Annotated in this window: 15 protein-coding genes; 8 read left to right on the top strand and 7 right to left on the bottom strand. The window is 60.2% G+C overall.

The genetic code is table 11. The annotated features are described in order from the left end of the window. Positions 1–245: 245 nt before the first annotated feature. Positions 246–614, bottom strand: coding sequence for a MerR family transcriptional regulator (locus CXQ93_RS12045; RefSeq protein ID WP_104110693.1), 369 nt, complete (start codon positions 612–614; stop codon positions 246–248). A 235-nt stretch (positions 615–849) separates the two neighbouring features. Between CXQ93_RS12045 and CXQ93_RS12040 the strand changes: the two genes are divergently transcribed. Further along, positions 850–1,935, top strand: a complete 1,086-nt coding sequence (locus tag CXQ93_RS12040) for an SDR family oxidoreductase (protein ID WP_104110638.1) — start codon at positions 850–852, stop codon at positions 1,933–1,935. A 602-nt stretch (positions 1,936–2,537) separates the two neighbouring features. Here the strand turns inward: CXQ93_RS12040 and CXQ93_RS12030 are convergent. The 6 genes from CXQ93_RS12030 to CXQ93_RS12005 form a co-directional block, all read right to left on the bottom strand. Continuing rightward, positions 2,538–3,740, bottom strand: a complete 1,203-nt coding sequence (locus CXQ93_RS12030) for an AI-2E family transporter (protein ID WP_104110692.1) — start codon at positions 3,738–3,740, stop codon at positions 2,538–2,540. 779 nt (positions 3,741–4,519) lie between these two features. Further along, positions 4,520–7,027, bottom strand: a complete 2,508-nt coding sequence (locus tag CXQ93_RS12025) for a DUF5129 domain-containing protein (protein ID WP_104110636.1) — start codon at positions 7,025–7,027, stop codon at positions 4,520–4,522. Further along, positions 7,024–8,082: a glycosyltransferase family 1 protein gene (locus CXQ93_RS12020; protein WP_104110691.1), complete on the bottom strand. Its 1,059-nt coding sequence runs from the start codon at positions 8,080–8,082 to the stop codon at positions 7,024–7,026. Before CXQ93_RS12020 ends, CXQ93_RS12025 begins: the two co-directional genes overlap by 4 nt. 71 nt (positions 8,083–8,153) lie before the next feature. Then, positions 8,154–9,083 carry an alpha/beta fold hydrolase gene (locus CXQ93_RS12015; protein WP_104110635.1) on the bottom strand — a complete coding sequence of 310 codons (930 nt, stop codon included), beginning with the start codon at positions 9,081–9,083 and terminating at the stop codon, positions 8,154–8,156. 1 nt (position 9,084) lies between these two features. Beyond that, positions 9,085–9,918 carry an aldo/keto reductase gene (locus CXQ93_RS12010; protein ID WP_104110634.1) on the bottom strand — a complete coding sequence of 278 codons (834 nt, stop codon included), beginning with the start codon at positions 9,916–9,918 and terminating at the stop codon, positions 9,085–9,087. A 25-nt stretch (positions 9,919–9,943) separates the two neighbouring features. Beyond that, entirely contained in the window at positions 9,944–10,906 is a 963-nt protein-coding gene (locus tag CXQ93_RS12005) for a sugar-binding transcriptional regulator (RefSeq protein ID WP_104110690.1), read from the bottom strand. A gap of 167 nt (positions 10,907–11,073) precedes the next feature. Here CXQ93_RS12005 and CXQ93_RS12000 point away from each other — a divergent pair, with 167 nt between their 5' ends. The 7 genes from CXQ93_RS12000 (at position 11,074) to CXQ93_RS11970 (ending at position 22,137) form a co-directional block, all read left to right on the top strand. Then, complete coding sequence (locus CXQ93_RS12000; RefSeq protein WP_104110633.1) at positions 11,074–12,867, top strand: glycerol-3-phosphate dehydrogenase/oxidase; 1,794 nt, start codon at positions 11,074–11,076, stop codon at positions 12,865–12,867. Between the two features lie 84 nt (positions 12,868–12,951). Beyond that, positions 12,952–13,701 carry an MIP/aquaporin family protein gene (locus CXQ93_RS11995; protein WP_104110632.1) on the top strand — a complete coding sequence of 250 codons (750 nt, stop codon included), beginning with the start codon at positions 12,952–12,954 and terminating at the stop codon, positions 13,699–13,701. 52 nt (positions 13,702–13,753) lie between these two features. Further along, the gene (glpK, locus tag CXQ93_RS11990; protein ID WP_104110631.1) at positions 13,754–15,268 is read left to right on the top strand and encodes a glycerol kinase GlpK; all 1,515 of its coding nucleotides are present in this window, start codon (positions 13,754–13,756) and stop codon (positions 15,266–15,268) included. 362 nt (positions 15,269–15,630) lie between these two features. Next, positions 15,631–18,135, top strand: coding sequence for a leucine--tRNA ligase (leuS, locus tag CXQ93_RS11985; RefSeq protein WP_374953404.1), 2,505 nt, complete (start codon positions 15,631–15,633; stop codon positions 18,133–18,135). 130 nt (positions 18,136–18,265) lie between these two features. Then, on the top strand, positions 18,266–19,276 hold the full coding sequence (locus CXQ93_RS11980; protein WP_258068939.1) for a DegV family protein: 1,011 nt from the start codon (positions 18,266–18,268) through the stop codon (positions 19,274–19,276). Positions 19,277–19,336: 60 nt separating this feature from the next. After that, positions 19,337–20,263 (top strand): ComEA family DNA-binding protein, encoded by a 927-nt coding sequence (locus CXQ93_RS11975; protein WP_104110629.1) that lies wholly within the window; start codon positions 19,337–19,339, stop codon positions 20,261–20,263. Then, positions 20,260–22,137 (top strand): ComEC/Rec2 family competence protein, encoded by a 1,878-nt coding sequence (locus CXQ93_RS11970; protein ID WP_104110628.1) that lies wholly within the window; start codon positions 20,260–20,262, stop codon positions 22,135–22,137. Before CXQ93_RS11975 ends, CXQ93_RS11970 begins: the two co-directional genes overlap by 4 nt. The last annotated feature ends 82 nt before the right edge of the window (positions 22,138–22,219 follow it).

Below are 22,219 nucleotides of genomic sequence, written 5' to 3'. Positions count from 1 at the left end.
CACCAATGGGCATTTCTGCTGGCCATCAGTGGGCACTTTCGTGGCCGCCTATGGGCAGTTTTTCATGGCCGCTAACAGTCGTCAACTCATCTGGTTGATCCTGCGTTGGACTGGCTCAGAGGTTCGGACCTCATCCAAGATGTTCTGTGTAGGAGTCGGCGGGTTTTTTAGTGGTGTGCATCCGTGATGACGCGGGCATCGTGGGGGACCGCCTCCTGCGCCAGTCACCACGGTGAAGTCAATACTTAGTCAGGCGCGGTCGGGGTCGCGGTCTGAAGGAAGCGGCGGACGGCATCCCGGTTGCGGGTCAGGGCATCGATGCGGGCTCCCATCTTGTCCACCTCGCGTGCCAGATTGTCCGCAAGCTCCTTGTCTACCTGGGGCCGCAGCTCCGGCCCGGAACCGTCAAAGCAAGGCACCACCACACGGATGACCCGTGTGGACAGACCTGCCGCAAGAAGATCGCGCACCTGCTCCACCTGAACGACTGCAGACTCAGGATAGGTGCGGTACCCATTGCCCTCCCTATCCGGGTGCAACAACTCCTGCTCCTCGTAGTACCGCAGGGCCCGGGGCGTCACGCCGGTGCGGAACGCCAATTCACCAATTTTCATGCGCAGATCCACCACCCGTTAAAGACCAACATTGACGTCATTGTCAAAGTTTACCGATTGCTGGCTGCTTGCGGCCAGGGTGTGGCGGCGTTCACGGCTGTCAGGCAGGAAGTCTCGCTTTTGACATTAACGTCAACGTCAACGTTTATCCTTTGAAGACCCGGCCAAAGACCAACTGGGCCAGGACAACAACCCGCACACCAAATACGCGGGTAGATAAACAAGGAGACCTTCGATGAACGCACCAATTGACCCTCAGGGAACAGCGCTGGTCGTCGGCGGGACAGGAATTTCCGGGAGCGCGCTCACCCGCGAACTCGTCGCCCAAGGGTGGCGGACTATCAGTCTGTCCCGGCGCGAGGTCACTACCCAGGATGGCATCGAATCGGTGCGGGCGGACTTGACCGACCCGCAGTCTGTGCAGGCTGCACTGGCCGGGCTGAGTCCTACGCACGTGTACTTCACGGCCTGGAGCCGGATGCCCACCGAGGCCGAAAACATCTCGGTCAATGCCGGCATGGTCCGCAATGTCCTTGACGCTCTCGGTCCGTCTGGGACGCTGGAGCACGTGGCTTTGGTGACCGGACTCAAGCACTATCTTGGACCTTTCGAGGCGTATGGCACGGGCTCGACACGGGACACCCCGTTCCACGAGGATGAGCCCCGGCTGGATGCGCCGAATTTCTACTATGCCCAGGAAGATGAGCTGTGGCGAGCCGCTGATCTCTACGATTTCAGTTGGAGCGTCCACCGTTCGCACACCATGATCGGACATGCCATCGGCAACGCCATGAATCTTGGCCAGACATTGGCCGCTCAGGCTGCACTGTCCCGCGCGGAGGGCACGCCTTTTATCTTCCCCGGTAACGAGGTGCAGTGGAATGGTGTCACGGACGTGACAGACAGTGGGCTGCTGGCCCGTCAGATGGTCTGGGCCGCAACCACCCCTGGCTTGCCGAGCCAGGCTTACAACACAGCGAACGGTGATGTCTTCAGGTGGCGCTGGATGTGGCCACGGATTGCGGAGCTTCTCGGTGTGGAAGCCGAGGGCTTCAGCGAACGGCCACGTCCCTTGGAAGAGCAGATGGTCGGCAAAGCCGATGCATGGCGTCAGTTGGTGGAACGCGAGGGTCTGGCCGAACCTGACCTCTCCCGAGTGGCGTCCTGGTGGCACACAGACAGCGACCTTAACCGCCCTGTTGAATGCTTCACCGACATGAGCCGCAGCCGCAATGCCGGGTTCACCGGCCATGCCGACACGCTCGCCTCGTTCGCAGCCTTATTCGACACACTTCGCGCGGAACGGGTCATTCCTGCCTGACTTGGTTCCAAGAAGCGGCCTGAGCCAGGGCCGGTCTGGGTCATAACCAGTTCGTTGAACGCCACCCCATCTGAAATAGCTGTCGCCAGCTGGGCTGGGCTGCAGGCAACCGTTGGTCGCCGGGGCCTTGGCCACGACGGCGGCAATTTCCGTCTGCACAGTGTTCGAGAGAATCCTGTATTTCTCCAGCACCAGCTCAGTGATGGTGTGCATCAGGCGCCTCTCAGATCCAAAAAAGCGGCAGTCACCGGCTGTGAAGCAAACGCACGGATCATGGGTTGTATCGAGAGTGGAATGAGAGGTGAAGCAATGTTGGCTGATTGATTGCAATCGAGGTCGTCAAGCGGTCTGCCGAGAGTTCCCACCACGTCATACAAAACTCATACTTTTGAAGGCGGAACAGTAGTTATTTAGTATCTTGCATTGTTGCAACAGCATCATGCAGGAAAAGGTCAAAAGAGCTTATGGGCATTCAGAAACCCGCCCCCGGCAGGACAGCGGGGGGCATCAGTTCGAATCCGATAGGGGCCCAAAAAGCTCGGATTTACAGGGATTTTGGACGTGAGAATGACCCCGTTCAACCATCGGTGGATCGTGGGGAGCTAATGTTTAGTTCGCGCCTTGATCGCCTCGATCGCCTCGGTGTCACGGCCGGTCCATATCTTGACGATGGACCACACGACGGCGGTCAGGGGCACGGAGAGCACTGCGCCCACAAGGCCGGCCAAAACGGTACCTATCGTCAGTGCCAGCAGAATGACCAGTGCATGCAAGTTCAGGGCATGTGCCATCACGACGGGCTGTAGGAAGTTACCCTCAAGCTGATTTACCAGGATCACAACGCCGAGCACGATCAGCGCGACAACCGGGCCGTTGGCCACCAACGCCACCAGCGTGGCAATGATGCCGGCAAACGTTGCGCCGACCATCGGGATGAATGAGGTAACGAAGACGATGACCGCCAGCGGTAGTGCTAGCGGTACCTGCAGGATCCAAAGAGCGATGCCGATGCCAGCGGCGTCAACAAGAGCGATGATGGCCGTGCCGCGGATGTAACCGCCCAGCGTCTCAACGGTGCGCGTGCCGCTTGCCCGCCACTTGGCCTCGTGGTGGCGGGGTATCCAAGATAGAAAGAATGCCCAGATCCGGTCGCCGTCTTTGAGGAAGAAGAACAGGATCACCAACAGCAGAACCAAACCGGTAAAGAAGCTTCCGGCAGCGGACAGCCCGGTCAGGGCACCAGCACCAAATTGGCTGCTGGTGAGGAAGTCCGTCACCGCAGTCACGCCGTCGTCAATCTGTTGCTGGCTAATCTGCAGCGGCAGGTCTTTCGCCATGCCCTGTAACTGTTTAAAACCCTCGACGGCTTGGTCCACTAGGCCGGACCACTCGGCCCGGACGGCGAAGACTATTCCCGTCCCTACGCCACCGATGACCACCAGGGAGCCTAAAAACACGGTCCAAGCAGCGAGCATGGCGGACATAACCTTGCGGGCCAACCGCACCAGCGGCCACAGAGCGCTGGAGAGAATCAATGCGATCAAAAGAGGCAGCACAGCGAGACTGACCTGGGAAAGTCCGAAGACCGCAACACTGACTAATGCCAAAACCAGCAGCAGCTGAGCCGCTCGGGTCGCAGTGCGCCCCAGAGGGTTGGTCCACAGCAACGCCACTCGGCTGGCAGGTACCGCCAATATCTCTGTCTGACCGGGGAGGTTGACATTTGTCTGGTGGGCAACATCGCTCAATGGCGCAGCGAGTTCGGGGCCGCGGGTGGCCCGTCGACGTAGGAAACGAAATCTCATGGTGTCCACTCTAAGGCCTCAATTGCCCGCAGAATGTTTCCCCTGCGGGCAATTACCGCTGGTGAGCCCCAACCGTCCTGCGAATCATGCAGCCGTCTTATTGGCGTCGTCGTATGTACGTAGCGTCACTTATCCGACCAAGGGCCGCAATACGTCGCAGGATTAGCGTAAGGCGTGCCAGCTGGCGAATGGCCTCGCTATGGCCCTGGAAATCGGTGCTGGAAATGCAAATACATGAAGGCTAAATGTGATCGGTCAACAGTGGAATGGTTGGCCCAGCATTGGGTCCTGACCATATGTGATTCAGCTCATCCAGCAGTGCCGCAGGAATTCCCACCTCGTCATGCATAACTCAGACTTCTGAAGACACGGAGGCGGCTATTTAGTATCTTGCATTGTTGTAATAGCGCTACGCAGGAACAGGTGAAAGTAACCTCATGGCAGGTCTGCCTCGCCCCCTGATCAGCAAGCGCGGGCCATGGGTTCGAATCCGATGGGGACCATTGTTTCCGGGGACTTTGAGGGAGTGTTCGGCCACGACGACGTCCGCCTAGCCTCCCTTCGATTCGCCTTAAGGGGAAAACCTAGTTCTCCCTGGAACGGTCCGAAGTCCAGCCTCGGCATGCCGGGCGCAAGGCTGGAAACTAACGTGTTGTTCCCGGCTATGGAGTCCCAGTCACCGTGAATGCCGAACTCAAGCGGCCCGAGTATCCAAAATCGCTCAATAATTCATCAAAAACTACCAAAAAGCCAATAAAGTAAATCTGTTGTGTGGTTGCCTATTTGGCTGAATCTCGACCAAGGGCTGCACCTAGCAGGGCCCTGGTGCGCTGGTTAACGTCTGTGTCTCGAATGGACAGCATCTTCACTAAGAGTTCGAGTTTCTCGACGTCGGCCACATACTCCTCACCAAGGCGCCCTGACAGAGAACGTGCGGCCAGGTCATCGGCCATACGCCACGCCATGGCCAGTGCGCCTTCGAAAATACGCTGATCAGATTCGGCAGAGGTGGCCGCTGAACCCGAACCGAGCATTGCCACGGCGTTTAGCCGTGAATCATCCAATCCCAAGGCGAGCTCATTGAGTTGGGTGCGCACCTGTCGCAGCGTGGCTGAATTGCGGCCAAAACGTCCAAGCTTCGTGGACATGACTCCGCCGTAGCTGATCGCCAGGATTAGAGTGACGGTGCCCAAGCCAATACTCAAGGCCAGCAAAACAAAGAGCCAGAAGGTATTTACTTCCGGTTCCTGGTAACTATTTTCTTGAATCCCCAGAGCTAGATTCTCGATGGTCCGTGCCACGGTAATGTCTCCAATGCCGGAGAAGTAATAACTGCCCTGATCCCACGTCATGCTGCCCAAACTGTTGAATTCGCCCTCTGCCACGGCACCAGTTATCGGCGTCGGAATGGAAAATTGGTTCTCGCCCAACTTCCAGACCGGAATGATGACGTGGTTCTCTCTGAGCTCTGCCGTTGACTGATCCAGAATTCGCGGGAATTCTGCCTTCACCCGCCACAAGGCATCCACCAAGACTTGGGGTTCTTGGTTTTCAACAACGGTGGAATCGTCTGCCGGAATATCCGTCTGTATGCCCAAATAGTCAGTAGCGCTGCGAACTGCAACGGTAATGTCCACTTGCTGCGTGAATTTGTCGTCAAAATACCGGCGTATTTGGGATTCGTCCAAGCCGGTGGTGTCCCCGTCGAAAACCAGGGAATGCAGCGGCAGATTTCCTGTGAGCTCGTTGCTGTGACGTGATGGCAAGTATCCAACAAATACTGCGCTGGCGATGACTGAGACCAGCACAATGCCAACACCTCGGAAAAGCCAGGGTGTGCTCCTGGCGGCCCACAGTAGGGTGGAAGGTTTTGGAACAAACATCAGCCAACTGAATTCTCGGGGAGCCGGCACAGGTGATTCCGTGGTGCCGGGCAAGGGGCCACACAGTGCGTGGGCCGCGGCGTTGGCATCTCTGAGAGCTTTCAAGGTTCGTTCTGAACCTGTGGGGGAGAGCCCCAACCCTGACCGCAAGGCCGAGTACTCGCCCAGTTGCTTATTAGGCTCAGGCATCCAGACACGTGCCAAACGATGTCGGCGTAGTGACCGGTTCACGGCCAATGCACTCTTTTCCAGCTCGTTCTCCGCTGACCGCCAAGCCTGAATGGTTTCGGGGCTTCCATGATCGTTGGAGAGAATACGCAGCAACGATTCCAGGGCGTCATTGAGGCGGCGCACGCGCTTCGCGGCGATGGCACCTGGCGGACGTGTGCTCAGCCGGGCCAGCAGTTCCCTCGTAGCAAATGTCATGGGGGCTGCTAGCCGGTCCAAGACGCCTTGACGTCCTGACAGAGTTCCCAAGACGGCACCCGCGGCCATGAGAGCATCTGCTTGCACCACTAAACGCGCAGCTTCGGATTCAAAGGATGTGACGAGGCTAGCCGTGGCGGGCGCCAACGCGGTCTTGGGGCTGTAGACCGCATCGATGACTGCGTTCTCTGTACGTGCTTGCTGCAGCGAAGCGTCCCGAACCACGCGCCACGATGAGGTGAAGCCCGCCGTACGTTGCTTCACGGGGGTGGCCAGATAGCTTACCTCGAGCGCTTCCAGTTCCAGGACTACAGTTGCCAGTTGCCGTTGGGCCTTGCTCAGCCTGCGGAAGATCAGTTCACGACGCTTGCGCCGGGAGAGGGAGAGCGCCGCTGCGATGCTCGTCAGGCCAAAACCTATAACCACCCCCATGAGCCAGAACAGCGGGGATTGAAGGGGCCCCTCATCGAGAACCTCTGCCGCACGCTGTGCCGCTGCAACCACCGCTTTGGGGCCGTGGCCAAGGCCCACGTTGTCCATGAAGGCATTGCGGATCTGCAAGGTGTTGTCTAGGTCTTTGTCAATGTCGCCGCTGGCAGGATAGATCCCTGCCCCTGCAAACCGGCGGTTATCGATGTTCGTAGCCGGGTCGTCGTCGATGACGGTGGACAAGATGACATCAGCGCCAAGGTCCTCGCGACCCTTTTTCTCGTCGAGGCTCAGAATCCGGGGTGTGACGAGCATGCGCATCGGCTGCCAGGTTTTGATGCCTTCGCCTACAACTGCGTCCACGCTCTCCTGGGAAATGTTGAGACCGTGCTGGCCTTCAACCACAATCTCGAGCTGAGCCGTCGGTGAAGCGGTAACTGTTTGGTACCCCTGGACGGCAAAGAAAACAGTTCCGAATCCCAGCAGCAGAGCCAACCACGGCAAGCCGAAGCGGGGCTTCCTATGGACCCGGATGAGCGGTGGGGTCATCGCGGCGGGCTCAGCTCCTGCGCAATGGCTAGCAGTTCCTGGGCGGAGGAATCCCAGCTGAACGTAGCCGCCTGGGCCACGGACGCGCTCGAACAAGCAGCCCAGTCAGCGGGGTCAGCCAAGGCATGCACGGCTGCGGCAAAGTCTTCCGGGGAATCGGCAGGCACATAGTGCGCAGCCGTACCGCCAACTTCGCGGAAAATCTCGGTGTCAGCTACCACCACGGGTGTTCCCAGTGCCATGGCCTCCACCAACGGCAGCCCGTAGCCCTCGGCTTTGGACAGTGTGACAAGGGCCGTTGTGCGCAGCAGCAGCTCATCATATTCGGCGTCGGTTACGCCGTTATGGAACACCACCGACGCACCTGCAGGCACTAGCGAGACCAACTCCGCGCGCCGCTCAGGCGTAATCCGGCTGAGTAAGTTAAGCGTGAAATCAGGCAGTTCAGCCATGCCGCGGATCAGCGTTTCCACGTTCTTATAGGGCATGAACGAGCCCATGTACGTCAGCGTTTTCTCCGGTGTCACCGAAGTATCCCGCGGCGTCCGCTCGCCCTGCGGAGCGTTGCCAATGATCCGCACCGGCCGCTTGGTGAGTTTGTGCCTGCGCATCAGAGACAGCGTGGTGTCACTGATGGTGGCCACCACGTTTGCGCGGTTCAACAGCATCCGCTGCGGCCAATACGCCTTGTGATAAAGCCGCCACAGCACGCGTACCGGCGCCGGCAGGAAGCCGGGAGGTGCCGGGTGCTCGTAGTAAATCAGGTCGTGCAGCGTCAGGACGAGGGGGTATTTCCGTCCCCAGCTGCCCATCGTTTGCATGGGGCAAAACACCAGATCGGCCCCCAACTTGTTCACGTGCCGGGACACAAGCAGCTCCAGCGGGCTCAGCGGCGAATTGATCTTCACCCACGGCAAATCCGGCAGCAGCGCCAGCTGGCGTTCGTCATGGATAAGCATCGTCACGTCGGCATAAGGTGCGACGGCGGCCATAAGACTTGCGCCGTAGCGGCTGATGCCGTCGTGGTGATCCATGCGAGTGAAGCGTGCATCCATGACAATGCGGGGTTTAGCCGATGTGCCCTGATGACCGGACGGTTCTGGCCTGTTGGCCGCGGTGGGGGTGCTCAAGGGGCGGGGTGCCTTTCAAGAAATGCAGTGATGGCGGTTGCTGCCGGCTGGGGTGTTTCGTAGTGAATGAGGTGACCCACCCCGTCAATGACGAGAAGTTCGCCATGGGGGAGGATCTCCAGCAGTTTGTGCTGGTTGGGAAGTGTGGCAATTTCATCCTGTGCTCCGGCAATCAGCAAAGTGGGGAGAGTGAGAGCTGTAGCCACTTCACGCACGGTTCCACTGACGGAGGCTTGAAATGACTCCAGTAGCATGTCCCTGTTGGCGAAGCCGCTGAAATACGCGTGGTGTTGCCCGTGGATGAACACCAGCAACTCCTTGTCCCTCGTCTTGGCCATGGTCACACTCATGACGTGCACAATGAGCTTGCTGCGCAAGAGGGCATTGCCCAGCGCTGCTGGCAGCTTGGCGGCTGCCCAGTAATAGAAGACAGCCAGCTTAGTCATGATGCCCTTGGGCCCCTCCAAAGCGGGGGAGGCGATCGGGTTCACCAAGATGAGCGGAAAGACTCGGCCAGGATGAGAGGCCACAAAGTGACTGACCACAATAGACCCAAAGGAATGGCCCAATAAGACGGTGTCCGGGCCTAGTTCCAGTGTGTCCAGGAATGAGGCAAGGAATGCCCCATATCCGGGGATATCATGCTTGCCGGAAGCAAAAGCGGGGGAGACGCCAAATCCAGGAAGATCCGCCATGATGATCCGGTGCTCCGGCAACAACTCCACCACGCGCTCAAGCCCATGGTGGTCGCCACGAAAACCATGCACCATGACAATGGTGCGGCTGGCAGCTGACGGCTCGACGGCGGCGTACTCCCAGTAATGAACAAGGGTGTCCGCCACATTCAGGACATGGGCACTGACCCGGTCCGCCACATCAACAGCGATGGGTGAGGCAGGCGCCGTCGTACTGTTCTTGGCAGACATGTCAGTTCACAACATTCGGATTTGAGCCAGAACGGCGGTCCTGGTCCAAGCCATCGATGGCAGTGAACTGCGCATCGGAAAGAGAAAAGTCGAAAACGTTCAGGTTTTCAGCGATTCGGGCGGCCGAGCTGGCCTTGGGGATCACCAAATGACCGGACTGGACATGCCAGCGCAGCACCAGCTGAGCCACGGATTTTCCGGTCTCCGCCGCCAGCGCGAGGAGCACGGGATCGGTCAATAGTGCGCCACGGGCCAACGGACTCCACGCCTGAGTGGCGATGCCGAGCTCGGCGTGAAGTGCACGCAACTGGTGCTGGGCCAGCCACGGATGGAGCTCAATTTGGTTCACGGCAGGCACCACGTCGGTGGCATCCAGAAGCTGATCCAGATGCTCCGGCTCGAAGTTGCTGACACCGATGGCACGCACCCGGCCCTCGTGATAGAGGGTTTCCAGCGCCTTGTAGGTGGGGATGAACAAGTTCTTCTCGGGGCACGGCCAGTGAATGAGGAACATGTCCACAAAGTCCAGCCCCAAGCGCTCCATGCTGGCATCAAAGGCGGCCAACGTGGAATCGTAGCCGTGCTCGGTGTTCCAGACCTTTGAGGTGACGAACAAGTCGGTGCGCGGCGTGCCAGCGGCGACGGCGTTGCGGATCGCGGTGCCCACCCCTTCCTCATTGCCATACAGGGCGGCGGTGTCCACGGTCCGGTAGCCGGTGTCCAGAGCGGTGGAGACCAGGTCTGCGCAGTCCGCGGAGGGAACTTTGTAGACTCCGTAGCCGAGCACATCAATGTCGACACCGTTGTTGAGCGTGTATTTGGGGGAGCGTTGCATATCCACAACTTTACCCAGTCTGTGGTCAGAGCCCGTCCAAGCCATTGAGGAAGCCAAAAATCGGGTCGCTGGAGGGGCTGGACAATTCCACCAGTTCCCGCGCCGTGGTTTCATCCAGAATCAGGTCCGTGACCAAGCCCGCGGCGAGTGCGCCGCGCAGTCCGGTAATTTTCTTGGGGCCAGAGACGACACAGATACGACGCCGGATCTTGCGCAGGCTTTTCAGATCCGGACCGCTGGAGCGAGAGTTGAGCACAATACCGTCGTCACTTCCGTCCGAGCGGAAGAAGACAGTGGCCACATCTCCCGCCACTCCACTGGCTTCTAGGGCATCGAGGTCGGTGGAATCGAGGTAGCCGCCGCTGTAGACGTGGCTGGGGATTTCGGCATCCATGGAGCCGACGCCGAAAATGGCGATGGTCATCCGTTCCTGCAGGTCAAGGATGCGCCGGACACTGCGTTCCTGCCACATAAGGTTCTTGGTCTCGGCGTGGTCGAAGAACGCGGGTACGGGGAACTGTTCCACCTTGGCGCCGTACGCCGTTCCGAAGCGGCGAATGATCTCTGAGGCGTAGGTGATGCCGGAGGTTTGGGTGTTGCCCGCCCCGTTGAGTTGGACAATGGTGCTGCCGTGGGTGGTCTTGCGGGTCAGGTGGCGGCTGACGGTGCTGACAGTGGAGCCCCAGGCCACGCCGATCACGGCATTGGAGTCCACCAGTGGGCCAATGGTGCGCGCGGCCTGCATGCTGACCCTGTCGAGGACTTCAACTTCACTGAGCATGTCGGAGACCGGAACAACATGGACCTCTACTTGGTAGCGCTTGCGGATGGCGCGTTCTAATTCCGGTGCGCGATCCGATGGTGTCTTGATTTGGATCTGGACCAAGCCGCTGTCACGGGCCGTTGAGAGCAGTCTGGACACCGTGGAGCGGGAGGTCCGGAGCTCCCTAGCGATGGCATCCATGGTCTGATCCTGCAAGTAGTACATTTGTGCAGCTCGGAGGGCATCTTGCTGTTTTGTTCGCTTGGAACTCACGGTTCATTGACCCTTTCTGCACGTTCGTGCAAACATGTTGACTAAAATTTCCACTTGCTCCAACAATAAAGGGAAGAAGCGCGTAGAGCGCAATTAATCTGGACTCGAAAGAGGTCGTCGTGGGACTCCTAGGCAACGCAGGCAAGAACAATTCAGCGGACCAAAACCCAACGGTTGTGCGAGCTAAAGTTGAGGCCCTGAAGGAGCGCCCGCGCGCCAGTGTTTTGATCATTGGTGGTGGCATCAACGGTGTTGGAACGTTCCGTGACTTGGCTCTTCAAGGCGTGGACGTGGCGCTCGTAGAGCGCGGCGACTACTGCCAAGGCGCCTCCGGGGCGTCCTCCCACATGATCCACGGTGGCATCCGCTACCTTGAAAATGGCGAGTTCCGCCTCGTCAAGGAATCGGTCGTTGAGCGCAACGGGCTGCTGAAGATCGCCCCCCATTACGTCAAGCCGCTGCAGACCACCATCCCCATCTTCAGCACTTTCTCCGGCATCCTCAGCGCCCCCATGCGGTTCCTCACACACAAGCAGGGCAAGCCGCAGGAGCGTGGCGCCTTCTTGATCAAGATCGGCCTGACGCTTTACGATGCCTTCTCCCGCGACGGCGGTACTGTTCCGCGCCACGATTTCAAGGGCCGCAAGAAGGCACTTGCCGAGTTGCCCCAGCTGCCCTCGAACCTCAAATACGCTGCCACCTATTACGATGCTTCCGTGCACAACCCGGAGCGTCTAACCCTGGATGTCCTCCAGGACGGCGAGAAGGCCGGCTTGGCTGGTGCCGCACAGTCCGTCACCGCCGCCGATGCCAAGGCTCGTGCCACCAACTATCTGGCCGCCACTGCTGTCACGGACGACGGCGTTGAACTCACCGACCAGCTCACGGGTGAGACGTTCACGTTCAAGGCCGACGTCATTGTCAACACGACAGGCGCCTGGGTGGATATGACCAATAGCGTCATGGGGGCAGCCACCCAGTTCATGGGCGGCACTAAGGGCTCACATATCGTCTTGGATCACCCCGGTCTGCTGGCAGCGTGCAACGGCCGCGAAATCTTCTTCGAGCACACCGACGGGCGAATCGTCCTGATTTACCCCATGGGTGACAGGGTGCTGGTCGGCACCACCGACGTCAACGCTGACATGACACAGGATGCCGTCTGCACCGAGGATGAAATTGACTACTTCTTCGACCTCGTTGGCCACGTCTTCCCCAACATCTTGGTCACCCGTGACGAGATTGTTTACAGCTTCGCTGGTGTCCGCCCGTTGCCGCGCCACGACGCAACGGCTCCGGGATTCGTCTCCCGCGACTACCGGATTGAGCGCGCCGACCGCACCATTGCCGGTGCCTCCGTTCCTGTGCTGAGCCTTGTTGGCGGCAAGTGGACCACATTCCGCGCCTTGTCCGAGCACATGACGAACGATGTGCTGGCCATCTTGGGCACACCCCGCAAGACGTCCACGGCCAAGTTGCCCATTGGTGGCGGTGTGAACTTCCCCGCTACCAATGCCGGCATCGAAGCCTGGATTTCCTCACACACCAGCGGTACGGTCGACGCCGCCCGGGCTGGGGTCCTGCTGACTCGCTACGGAACGCGCGCCGAGACTGTCATGGCCTACCTTTCCGAAGGGAAAGATACGGTGTTCGATTCAACCAATGAACTCAGCGACCGCGAGGTTGCCTTCATGGTGGAGAACGAACAAATCGGTCATCTCATCGACGTCATGATCCGCCGCACCTCCCTTGCCTTCCGAGGCCTGGTCACCAGTGAGCTGCTGGCTGAGACCGCTGCCGTGCTGGCAGGGTTGCTGGGATGGAATGAGGCGAAGGTGGAGCAAGAGATCCGCCACAGCGTAGATATTCTGGCACGCTTCCATGGCGTCCAGGTACAAAGCTTGATTGCCTAAGCCCTAGGGGGGCGAAGGGGGCTCAAGAGGGCCAGTCAAAATGGCTGGCCCTTTCTCGTAAAAACTAACCAATTGGAGTCAAAGATGTCTCTTGGAATAGTGTTCCTGTCCGAGGTGATGGGAACAATGCTGCTCACCCTGTTGGGTTGTGGTGTTGTTGCCAACGTCGCACTCAAGGGAACTAAAGGAAATTCCGGCGGGTTCCTGCTGGTCAACTGGGGCTGGGGCTTGGCAGTCTTTGCCGGTGTCTTCGTAGCCGCTAAATCGGGTGCACACCTGAACCCCGCAGTGACCGTTGGTCTTCTTTCCAGTGGCGCTGATGAATATGCGCCTAATGTTGCTGTCACCTTCGCGTCAACCATGACCTACTTTGGTGCGGAAATGGTTGGCGCCATTATCGGTGCCGTAGTGTGCTGGTTGGCTTACAAGCAGCACTTCGATGGCGAACCCGATGCGGCTACCAAACTGGGCGTATTCTCCACTGGCCCGGCCATTCGCAGCTATGGCTGGAATGTTGTCACTGAAATCATCGGCACCTTTGTTCTGGTCTTCGTGATCTTGCACTTTGCCAATGGTCCGGCCGAACTTGGCCCGCTGCCAGTAGCACTGCTCGTAGTAGGTATTGGTGCCTCACTTGGTGGGCCCACCGGTTACGCCATCAACCCGGCCCGTGACCTTGGCCCGCGTATTGCGCATGCTTTGTTGCCCATCAAGGGCAAGGGTTCCAGCGACTGGAGCTACGCCTGGGTTCCGGTTGTGGGTCCCCTTCTTGGTGGTGCCCTGGCTGGTCTGATGAGCCAATGGATGCCTGATCTGATTGCTGCCGTCGCCTAACTCTGCTCGCTTCTGAAGTGCCAAAGAAAGTGCCAAAGAAAAGGAAACAATGATGTCTCAGTATGTAATTGCCATTGACCAGGGAACCACCAGTAGCCGCGCCATAGTGTTTGACCACGACGGCAACATTGTCTCCACGGGACAGCTGGAACATGAGCAGATTTTCCCGAAGGCCGGCTGGGTGGAACACAACGCAGCCGAAATCTGGAACAACACCCGCGAGGTCATCGGCACCGCGCTGGCCCAGGCCAACCTGACACGCCACGACATTGTGGGCGTTGGCATCACCAACCAGCGTGAAACAGCCGTGGTCTGGGACAAGAACACCGGTGTTCCCGTCTACAACGCCATCGTGTGGCAGGATACCCGCACGCAGGACATTGTGGACGAACTCGCCGCTGACGGTGGCGTAGAACGCTTCAAGGCCAAGGTCGGTCTGCCGCTGGCCACGTACTTCTCGGGAACCAAGATCAAGTGGATCCTGGACAACGTTGAGGGTGCCCGCGCCAAGGCTGAAGCCGGAGACCTGCTGTTTGGCAACACGGACAGCTGGGTCACCTGGAACCTCACAGGTGGCACCGACGGCGGCGTTCACATCACCGACGTCACCAACGCCTCCCGTACCTTGTTCATGGATCTGGAAACGCTCCAGTGGGATGAAGAAATCCTCGCGGTCTTCGGCGTGCCGAAGTCCATGATGCCGGAGATCAAGTCCTCCTCCGAGGTTTACGGCCACGTTCACAGCAGCCAGCTGCTGCGTGAAGTTCCTGTTGCCGGCATCTTGGGTGACCAGCAGGCCGCAACGTTCGGTCAGGCCGCATTCAACCAGGGCGAAGCCAAGAACACTTATGGCACAGGCTGCTTCCTGATCTTCAACACGGGCGAGGAAATCGTTCACTCCAAGAACGGTCTGCTCACCACGCTGGGCTACAAGCTTGGCGATGCCGCACCGCATTACGCCCTGGAAGGCTCCATTGCCGTGACCGGATCCTTGATCCAGTGGCTGCGCGACAACATCGGCATGATCAGCTCGGCTCCCGAAGCTGAGACCTTGGCCGCCACCGTGGAGAACAACGGTGGCGTCTACATCGTGCCGGCCTTCTCGGGTCTGTTTGCCCCGTACTGGCGCTCGGATGCTCGCGGCGCCATCGTCGGGCTGACCCGTTTTGTCAACAAGGGTCACATTGCCCGCGCGGCCCTGGAGGCAACAGCCTTCCAGACCCGCGAGGTCCTTGACGCCGTCAACGCCGATTCCGGTGTTGATCTGACGGAGCTCAAGGTCGACGGCGGCATGGTCGCCAACGAGGCCCTCATGCAGTTCCAGGCCGATATCCTCGGCGTTCCGGTCATCCGTCCAAAGGTGACAGAAACCACGGCTTTGGGTGCTGCTTATGCGGCCGGCCTGGCCGTGGGCTTCTGGAAGGACCTGGGCGAGTTGTCCAACAACTGGTCCGAGGACAAGCGTTGGGAACCGCAGATGGAGCCCGCTGAGCGCGATCGCCAGATGCGCCTTTGGAAGAAGGCAGTCACCAAGTCCATGGACTGGGTTGACGAGGACGTGCTCTAAGCAGCGCTGAGTCAGCCTGCCTGAAATGTTCGACGGCGGGGCGCCATGTAACTGTGGTGTCCCGCCGTCGTGCTTTTAACTTCTGTTTTGCGCACAACTGGCCATGAGTTCGGCGCCAGTGGACAACATGCACCAAACCCACGGCGGGTTCGGCGCATAGGGGAGCAGTCCGTCGTCGAACACCACGTTTCAGCCTTGGTATTTAGTTTTGTAAGTGCGGTAAAGTAAAGGGGTGCATACATTTCTCCTTCTTATTTAGCCGCAATTTGTATTGCGGTGCGCCCCTTGCCATGTCGAGGGGCTTTTGTGTGTAAACGGTCAGAAGGATCAAGAAGCCAACAATGATTGAAAAGGCAGGGTACGTGAGCGTGCAGTCTCAGACTGAAGAGAACAGCGAAGAGGGCGTCTACAGTTTCGCCTCGATGGAAGCCAAATGGCCGGCCATCTGGGACGAGCTCAAGGTCTTCACCCCCCTCGATGACGGCTCGAAAGAACGCCGCTACGTGTTGGACATGTTCCCGTACCCCTCGGGCGACTTGCACATGGGCCACGCCGAGGCGTTTGCCATGGGAGACGTTGTCTCGCGCTACTGGCGCCAGCTGGGCTACGACGTGCTGCACCCGATCGGCTGGGACTCCTTCGGCTTGCCCGCGGAGAATGCTGCCATCAAGCGCAATGCGCACCCCAGCGAGTGGACGTACGCCAACATTGACACGCAGGCGGAGTCGTTCAAGCGCTACGCCATATCTGTGGACTGGTCACGCCGTTTGCAGACCTCAGACCCCGAGTACTACCGGTGGACGCAGTGGTTGTTCAAGCGCTTCCATGAGAAGGGCCTGGCGTACCGCAAGAACTCGCCCGTTAACTGGTGCCCCACGGACCAGACAGTGCTCGCCAATGAACAGGTTGTCAACGGCGCCTGCGAACGCTGCGGCACCATTGTCACCAAGAAGTCCCTGAATCAGTGGTACTTCAAGATTACTGACTACGCCGACCGCCTGCTCGATGACATGGACGCCCTCAAAGGACACTGGCCGGACCGCGTGCTGGCCATGCAGAAGAACTGGATCGGCCGCTCCGAAGGCGCCCACGTCACGTTCGTGATTGAAGCAGCTGGAGAAGAGAAGCCTGCGCAGGAACTGACAGTCTTCACCACCCGTCCGGACACCCTGTACGGAGCAACGTTCTTCGTTGTCGCCGCCGACGCACCCCTGGCACTGGATCTGGTGACCGCCGAGCACGCTGAGGCGCTGAGCGATTACCGCGAGCAGGTCAAGGCGCTGAGCGACATTGAACGCCAAGCCACCGACCGCCCCAAGTCCGGTGTCTTCACGGGCCGTTACGCCATCAACCCGTTGACCGGAGAGAAGCTGCCCGTGTGGGCCGCGGATTATGTGCTGGCCGATTACGGCACCGGCGCCATTATGGCCGTGCCTGCTCACGATCAGCGCGACCTCGACTTCGCCAAGGCCTTCGACTTGCCCATCCGCGCAGTGCTGGACACCGGCATGGAAGATCCCGCCGAGACCGGCATCGCTTCCACAGGCGAAGGCACGCTCATCAACTCCGGCGAGTTGAACGGCCTGTCCAAGTCTGAGGGAATCCCGGCCGCCATTGAGGTTCTGGAGAAGTTGGGCACGGGCGAGAAGTTCGTCAACTTCCGCCTGCGTGACTGGCTGCTGTCCCGCCAGCGCTTCTGGGGCACGCCCATCCCCATCATTCACTGTGGCGAGTGTGGCGAGGTCCCGGTTCCCGACGATCAGCTGCCCGTCCGCCTGCCGGATAATCTGCGTGGCGAGGCCCTGGCGCCGAAGGGTACCTCACCTTTGGCTGCCGTGGCCGAATGGGTCAACGTTGACTGCCCCGCCTGTGGCAAGCCCGCAAAACGCGACACCGACACCATGGACACGTTCGTGGACTCATCCTGGTACTTCCTGCGCTTCACCTCGCCGGACTTCACCGATGGCCCGTTTGATCCGGCCAAGGTCAATGACTGGATGCCAGTAGGCCAGTACGTGGGTGGCGTTGAGCACGCTATTTTGCACCTGCTCTACGCCCGCTTCTTCACCAAGGTCATCCACGATCTGGGTCTGCTGGAAGCCACCGAACCGTTCGGCGCACTGCTGAACCAGGGTCAGGTGCTCAACGGCGGCAAGGCCATGAGCAAGTCCTTGGGCAACGGTGTTGACTTGGGGCAGCAGCTGGATAAGTACGGTGTAGACGCCATTCGCCTCACCATGATCTTTGCCGGTCCTCCCGAGGACGACGTCGATTGGGCGGATGTTTCGCCGTCGGGCTCGGCCAAGTTCCTGGCTCGCGCATGGCGCTTGGGCCGTGATGTGGATAGCGAACCGGGGACCGATCCGGCCACCGGTGATGCCACACTGCGTTCGTTGACGCACCGCACCGTCCACGAGGCCAAGTCCTTGCTGGAGGGTCACAAGTTCAACGTGGTTGTCGCCAAGCTCATGGAGCTCGTCAACGCCACACGCAAGGTCATCGACTCCGGTTCCGGCGCCAAGGACCCTGCCGTCCGTGAAGCCGCCGAAGCCGTAGCCATCATCCTGAGCCTCTTTGCGCCCTACACGGCAGAAGACATGTGGGACACCTTAGGTCACCCGGCCTCGGTTGCCAACGCGGGCTTCCCGGCTGTGGATGAATCGCTTCTGGTCGAGCAGAGCATCACCGCTGTGGTCCAGATTCAGGGCAAGGTCAAGGACCGCCTCGAGGTTTCCCCGGACATTACTGAAGACGAGTTGCGCGAACTGGCTCTGGGCTCTGCCGCCGTTCAAAAAGCACTTGATGGCCGTGGCATCCGCACTGTGATCGTGCGTGCGCCTAAGCTGGTCAATATTGTTCCTGCCTAATTAGCGAAGAGTCACTGCGCTTAGCACCACAGCGTAAAAGTGCCCTCGCCCTCAAAGGGGCAGGGCACTTTTGTGTTGTTGGCGAGTAAATGGTGACTTCTGTAAGTTGGCTTTAGTGAAGGGGGCGACTGTGGTGAATGAAACTCCGCCTGCTCTAACCTGGCTAAAGCAGCGGGTTGCTCGGCTCCGCCCCAAACCCGGCAACCCCATAAGTGCCGAGCTTGCTCCTGAGTTGGCCGGTCCGCCTGCTCCCAGCGTCGCCATCGTGACCGATTCGGCGGCAGCGCTCCCGCCGGGATGGGTTAGTGAAATTGCCGGCTCCGGGGTGCTCACGGTGGTGCCCATCCCTGTCATCATCGGCGAGAACGTGTATGCAGATGATGATGCGGAACTGGAAGTACACATATCGCTGGCGCTGGCGTCCGGCAAGCCCATCAAAACCTCGAGACCGTCACCTGGTCAGTTTGAACGCGCCTACAAGGCTGCGGCCGATGCAGGATTTACGCAGATCGTGTCCCTGCACCTGTCAAAGAAACTCTCGGGAACACTTGAAGCGGCCCAGCTGGCGGCAGACCGGTCCCCGATACCCGTGCATGTGCTGGACTCAGCAACGGTGGGCATGGGTCAGGGCAGGGGAGTCCAGGCTGCAGTGGAATCCTCGCTGCGTGGAGACGAGGCCTCAGCCGTGATTGCAGCAGCCACCACGGCCTTTGCGGCCACAGCCGTCTACTTCTACGTGCCAAGCCTTGAGCAATTGCGCCGGGGTGGGCGCATCAGCCTTGCCTCGTCCTGGTTCGGGACAGTCCTGGATATCAAACCCATCCTCGGGATCAAGGATGGTGCCATCGTCCCGCTCGAAAAGGTGCGCACGGCAGCCAAGGCCATTGCCCGGCTTGAGTCCTTGGCCTTGGCCGACATTACGGCTCGGGGCGCGGCCGGGACCCGGATCAGCCTGCACCACTTCGGCAACGCGGATCAGGCCCGTGCCCTAGGACGGTCCTTGGAAGCCGGCGCGCCGGGACTAGAAGATGCCACCTTGACCCGGCTGCCTGCCGTCCTGGCTGCTCACGCGGGCCTAGGCGTGCTGGTTGTAGTGGTTTCAGATGCGGTCGTTCCTCCACAGCCGGACCCGGAGCTCTAACTCGCCACAGAGGGCTATTTCGGCCGTGCATATGCATGTTGTGAGGCCTACGGTTGGGCCATGAACGAGCGCAATGCAGCAAATCAGCGGTGGGAATCCGTCGGTCAAAGCGCCCGCGGGGGCGGTGATGCTGATAGCGCCGAAAGGGTCGAAGGCGGCTCAGGTGTTGCTGAAAGCTCTGGCAGCAGTGCAGGCCCACGCCGTGGCCCAGCTAGCTGGCTGGGGCCCCGATGGGTTGTTCCGGTGCGGTCCTTGGTGGTGGTCCTAGCCATGGTGGCTGCCGCATTGGGTGTCTTGTGGATCGAATCCGCGGGAGTACAGAATGCGTCGGCACAACTTGCCATCGAAACTGTCGGCAAGGTGGCAGTTCCGCCACTGGACGCCACGGCTGGAGCCCAACCGTCTGGCCAGGCTAGCCCCGATCCGCCCGCGATGTCCTCACCAGGAGCGCCCACTCCGCCAGCCAGTGGGGCTTTGCCATCCAGCGCCACAGCAACTCAGGCCACAGTAACTCAGGGAGTGCTTGTGGTGCACGTGGCGGGAGCGGTCAAGAATCCAGGGGTGTACATGGTGGGACCGGGCAGCCGGGTCTTTGACGCTGTGAACGCGGCTGGGGGAGCAATGCCGGCGGCGGAATTGGCCGCCTTGAATTTGGCTGCCCCTTTGGCCGACGGTCTGCAGGTGTTTGTGCCCACCAAGGAAGAGGCCGCAAAGATGCTGCCACGTCCTGGTGCCGTGCTGGCTCCGGAATCCTCACCAGGATCAGCGGCGAATTCTCATCCTGGTGCTAGCGGGCTGCTCAATCTCAATACGGCATCGGCGGCAGAGCTGGACACGCTTCCGGGGGTTGGCCCGGTATTGGCCGAACGGATCGTTAGCTGGCGCACCGATCACGGGCCCTTTGCTACGGTGGACGCTCTCGATGCAGTGTCCGGAATTGGGACGAAAATGATGGCTGGTCTCCGTGATTTGGTAACAGTGTCATGAGAGTCCGGGAACCGCGTTGGACCCGTTTCGCCAGAGCAGCCGTGGGTGAGGTAGAGCCCGCGGTGCCCAAACCACTTCACCTGCGCTTGCGTCTACACCTTGCGGATTTGCGGCGACGGATTGCCGAGGCGCAAGCCGGCCAAGCAGAAGTCGCTGTGCATCGCAGGCCTGACGCCCGGCTCCTGCCAGCAGTGGTTGGAACCTGGGCAGCAGCAGCCGTAGCTGTGGTCTTGTCGGGGGAGATGCTGGTTGGCTGTGCGTTGTTGCTCGTTGCGGTCCTGTTGGCAGTATTCTCGGCGGTCAGGATACGGCGCAGCTTTGGCCTGCGAGCTGGCCGTCAATCTCCTGATGGCAGGATACGCCGAAACGGCCCCGGCAGAGGCAGAATAAGCCATTGTGGCAGTGCGCCCGCTCTGCTGCAGGCAGCCGCTCCCACGCTAGTGCTCACCATGGTCTGCATTGTGGCGGTGCTGGGCTCGGTGGCCCTGCGCTCGTGGAGCACTGCAGAGTCGGCTCTTGAGCAGGCCATGGCGCGGGGCGAGGACATGGTGCTCACCTTGAGTCTGAAGAACACACCCCGGCCGCTGGGCATGGACAACGGCCCACAGCGGGTGGCCTTCGACGCGGTGGTGCTCGCGGCCAGCGCCAAGGGGCAGCTCATGGCCGGCAGACTACCCGTCCGGGTTGTGGCGTCCATGGCGTGGGGGGACCTGCAAGCAGGCGACAAGGCTGTCACCGCAGGCATCATCGTCCCAGCCGATGCTCGCGATTCAGTCGCCGGATTTCTACGGCCGTCCACTGTTCCGCAGGCAGTGAAAGCCGCCGAGGGAGGTTCACAGGCTGCGGTCACGGCCATTCGCACATCCTGGATCACCGCGGTCCATGCAATGTGGGACAAAGGCTCAGCCGACACTGCCGGGCTCCTGCCCGGGATGGTTATGGGTGACCGTGCGGGCATGGACAGCAGTCTTGATGCCGCCATGAAAACTGTTGGTCTCACACATCTAACTGCCGTCAGTGGCGCGAACTGTACGCTGGTTTTGGCATCGCTCATGCTGGGGCTGCGGTCAGTGCGTGTGCCGCGTGCCATTGCTTTTGCCGCCTCAGGTGCGGGGCTGCTGGGGTTCGTTATGGTGGTGGGCCCGGACCCAAGCGTCTTACGAGCTGCCGTCATGGGGGCCATCGGCGCCATGGCCGTGTTGGGTGGCCGCCCCAAGCGAGTGGGGGCTCTCCTGGCACTTTCCATCGTGGTGCTGTTGCTCGGTGATCCCTGGCTCGCCTCGGATTACGCCTTCATTCTCTCGGTTCTAGCCACGTTGGGGCTGCACTTGGTGGGCAAGCGTTGCGTACAGTGGCTGGCTGTCATGCTGCCACTGTGGCTCGCACAGGCTGTTGCCATTCCCCTCGCTGCCCAGCTGTTCTGTGCCCCTGTCATTGTGCTGCTGCAAGCCAGGCTGACGCCCTTCACCATTCCGGCCAATATGTTGGCGGCCCCAGTCGTGGCTGTCGTGACCACTGTGGGCACACTCGGTATGGTGGTGGCCGCTGTGATCCCGCCGCTGGCTGCGGTGTGTGCGGCAGTCAGTGGGGCAGGCGCCTGGTGGGTGGCGGCGGTGGCTCGCACCATGTCGGCACTGCCAGCTGCGAGCCTGCCCTGGCCTTCAGGGGTGCAGGGGGTGGTGCTGATGTCGCTGTTGAATGCCGCATTGCTCGCCGTTCTATTTGTCATGATGGAGCGGGAACGCGCCATGGCGCTGGCGCTAAAAGTGCGTTCCTTGTTACCTGCCGGTTGGCGAGATCACTGGTTCATGATCACTGTGGTTCTGGCGGCCGGAACAACTGCATGGTGGAGCGCGGCGGTGCTACAACTATGAGGTGCGGCGGTGCTACAACTATGAAGAGACCGCGCAGGTGCCGGCGGGCAACCGCGACGCTCAAACAGTCTGAGGCGGATCC

Origin of the sequence: Arthrobacter sp. N199823 (genome assembly GCF_002929705.1) — a bacterium.
In the GTDB taxonomy this organism is placed as follows: domain Bacteria; phylum Actinomycetota; class Actinomycetes; order Actinomycetales; family Micrococcaceae; genus Specibacter.
This window is presented reverse-complemented; position numbering and strand designations above follow the sequence as displayed.

Bases quoted from the DNA above. Each gene is read 5' to 3' on its own strand.
- CXQ93_RS11970 (WP_104110628.1), top strand. From the start codon at position 20,260: ATGAGAGTCCGGGAACCGCGTTGGACCCGTTTCGCCAGAGCAGCCGTG.
- CXQ93_RS12025 (WP_104110636.1), bottom strand. From the start codon at position 7,027: ATGACCCCACCGCTCATCCGGGTCCATAGGAAGCCCCGCTTCGGCTTG.
- CXQ93_RS12015 (WP_104110635.1), bottom strand. From the start codon at position 9,083: ATGTCTGCCAAGAACAGTACGACGGCGCCTGCCTCACCCATCGCTGTT.
- CXQ93_RS12020 (WP_104110691.1), bottom strand. From the start codon at position 8,082: ATGGATGCACGCTTCACTCGCATGGATCACCACGACGGCATCAGCCGC.
- CXQ93_RS11975 (WP_104110629.1), top strand. From the start codon at position 19,337: ATGAACGAGCGCAATGCAGCAAATCAGCGGTGGGAATCCGTCGGTCAA.
- glpK (WP_104110631.1), top strand. From the start codon at position 13,754: ATGTCTCAGTATGTAATTGCCATTGACCAGGGAACCACCAGTAGCCGC.
- CXQ93_RS12040 (WP_104110638.1), top strand. From the start codon at position 850: ATGAACGCACCAATTGACCCTCAGGGAACAGCGCTGGTCGTCGGCGGG.
- CXQ93_RS11995 (WP_104110632.1), top strand. From the start codon at position 12,952: ATGTCTCTTGGAATAGTGTTCCTGTCCGAGGTGATGGGAACAATGCTG.
- CXQ93_RS12010 (WP_104110634.1), bottom strand. From the start codon at position 9,918: ATGCAACGCTCCCCCAAATACACGCTCAACAACGGTGTCGACATTGAT.
- CXQ93_RS12030 (WP_104110692.1), bottom strand. From the start codon at position 3,740: ATGAGATTTCGTTTCCTACGTCGACGGGCCACCCGCGGCCCCGAACTC.
- CXQ93_RS12005 (WP_104110690.1), bottom strand. From the start codon at position 10,906: ATGTACTACTTGCAGGATCAGACCATGGATGCCATCGCTAGGGAGCTC.
- CXQ93_RS12045 (WP_104110693.1), bottom strand. From the start codon at position 614: ATGAAAATTGGTGAATTGGCGTTCCGCACCGGCGTGACGCCCCGGGCC.